The organism is Candidatus Bandiella numerosa (genome assembly GCF_021811875.1).
GTDB classification, from domain to species: domain Bacteria; phylum Pseudomonadota; class Alphaproteobacteria; order Rickettsiales; family Midichloriaceae; genus Aquirickettsia; species Aquirickettsia numerosa_A.
The window spans coordinates 1-2,606 of sequence record NZ_JAJBJD010000153.1 but is presented as its reverse complement, the minus strand read 5'-3'; the positions used below and the strand labels follow the sequence as shown (position 1 = coordinate 2,606).

General features: G+C 32.7%; 1 protein-coding gene. It reads left to right on the top strand.

Features of this window, described 5'->3' with window-relative positions:
* The first annotated feature begins 294 nt into the window (after positions 1–294).
* Positions 295–2,304 (top strand): acetyl-CoA carboxylase biotin carboxylase subunit, encoded by a 2,010-nt coding sequence (locus L8D11_RS04860; RefSeq protein WP_236870545.1) that lies wholly within the window; start codon positions 295–297, stop codon positions 2,302–2,304.
* The last annotated feature ends 302 nt before the right edge of the window (positions 2,305–2,606 follow it).

The following is a 2,606-nucleotide window of genomic DNA, read 5'->3' as shown; positions in this document are numbered from 1 at the left end:
CAATGTTTTGCAGATTAAAGCGACTATGTCCTCTAATGAGTGGAATCTTTATGAAGCAAATATTGACAATGAGTTGATTCTAAAAGTTGCTTAACGCTATCTAATATTTATGCTTCCTTTATTGCATATCTTCCTTGCTTTGCATTTATGCAACGGCCTTTATATATATATGTAAGTTATGTGAGATGGGTGTAAAATTTAGCAAATCAAGGTCTATTTTGTTTACCATTAGATTGATTTTAACAACATATTATGCTAGCTTCCGTAATGTTTTATATTTATGTATAATTTTGCGTGAATAAAATAAAGAAAATACTTATTGCCAATCGTAGTGAAATTGCTTGTAGGATAATTAAAACAGCAAGTAAATTAGGAATAAAAACGGTTGCAGTATATTCTGATGCAGACAACAATTCGCTTCATATAAAATATGCCGATGAAGCAATTTACATAGGTAAATCTCCTGCAACTCAAAGTTATCTAAATATTGAGGCAATTTTGAAAGCAATAAAAATTTCAGGAGCGGATGCAGTTCATCCAGGTTATGGATTTTTATCAGAAAATGCTGACTTTGCTAAACTTATGGAAAAATCCGAAATAAATTTTATTGGTCCATCCCCAACTGCTATAAAGAAAATGGGAGACAAAATTGAGGCTAAAAAATTGGCTAAAGCTGCTGGAGTTAATATTATTCCAGGCTATATTGGAGCTATAAAGACTGAAAGCCATGCTGTTAAAATAGCAAAAAGTATTGGATATCCAATAATGTTAAAAGCTGCTGCTGGAGGTGGTGGAAAAGGTATGAGGGTTGTAAGAAGTGATGATGAAATGCAACAAGCATTTCGCTCAACTAAAAATGAAGCCCAAAATAATTTTTCAGATTCAAGGACATTTATAGAAAAGTTAATAATAAGGCCAAGGCACATTGAAATACAAATTTTAGCCGACAAACATGGTAATTTTGTATGTTTGGGTGAAAGAGAATGCTCAATTCAAAGGCATAATCAAAAAGTAATAGAAGAAGCGCCAAGCCCATTTATTACCCCTAAAATTAGAAAAAAGATGTATGCTCAATCAGTAGCATTAGCAAAAAAAGTGCAATATTTCTCAGCTGGAACGATTGAATACATTGTGGATCAACAGGGAAATTTTTATTTCCTAGAGATGAATACAAGGCTACAGGTTGAGCATGCCGTAACAGAATTAATTACTGGCATAGACATTGTAGAACAAATGATAAGAATAGCAGAAGGTAACAAACTTCCGTTTAAACAAAAAGATATTTCGCTTAATGGGTGGGCAATGGAATCTAGAATTTATGCAGAAGATGCAACATGCGGATTCTTGCCTTCAACTGGAAGAATTATTGGATATAAAGAACCTAAATTAAATGACAATATACGACTTGACACTGGCATATACGAGGGTGGGGAAGTAAGTATGTTTTATGACGCAATGATAGCCAAATTATGCACTCATTCTGAAAGTAGAGCTAAAACAATTGATTTGATGAAAAATTCTCTTGGAGAATACATCATCAGAGGAGTATCACATAATATAAGTTTTCTGCAGGCTGTTCTCAATAATGAAAAATTTATAGAAGGAAATATATCAACCAATTTTATCGAAGAAGAATATAAAGAAGGTTTTTCAGGAGCTGAGCTAAATGATGAATTAAGCTCAGTAATACTATGTGCATCTATATTTGCTTTTATTAACACTATCAAAAGAATGGCTCATGTTAGTGGCCAACAAAGGGGAATGTCTAGGGCTATTGGAACAAGATGGGTTGCTAAATTAGACGACATAAATTATCCAGTTACAGTTAGAAGCCACGAGGGGGGATATAAGATAACATTTGAAAATAGAAAATTCTACATCACTAGTAATTGGGAAGCAGGCAGACGACTGTTTTGGTGCAAAATTAATGATAAGGACTATAACTTACAAATCGAAAAAGAAAAGGATTACTACAGTATAACTTTTATGGGCTCAAAGGTAAAAACTCGCTTACTATCTCCGAGAACTGCAGAGTTATATAAATTTATGAAAAAACCAACTTATGATTTCAAACAAAATAATTTGGTAGCCAGTATTACTGGACTTATCAAAGAAATCAAAGTAAAAGAGGGTGAGAGTATAAATAAGGCTCAATCTCTAGTTATTTTAGAAGCAATGAAAATGGAAAACACACTAATAAGTCCAATAGAAGGAATAGTTAAAAAAATTAATTTTAAAGAAGGTGATACCGTACTAAGTGGCGATATTTTAATCGAAATTGGAGAACCTCATAAAACTGATTAACTAAAGCCTCGCTTGACCATAGAAATTTTCAATTTCATTTAATAGTAGCATCATTTGGGATAAGTATTAAGCTACATGGCATTTACATGGATGTGCTGATTTTTAGGGCCCACCTCAATTTTATTCCAGGCAACTTACTCCCAGAAGCTTTGTAAATAGCTAGTCTATTCACTTTGGGAAGCATAAATATTAGATAGCGTATAAATAGGAAAAGTGCTAACCTTTGACCTAAAACAATACAGGTATCAAATGGATTTTGAAATAATAGTAAGAAAAAAAGAAAAAGGCGAGGTAGTATCAGA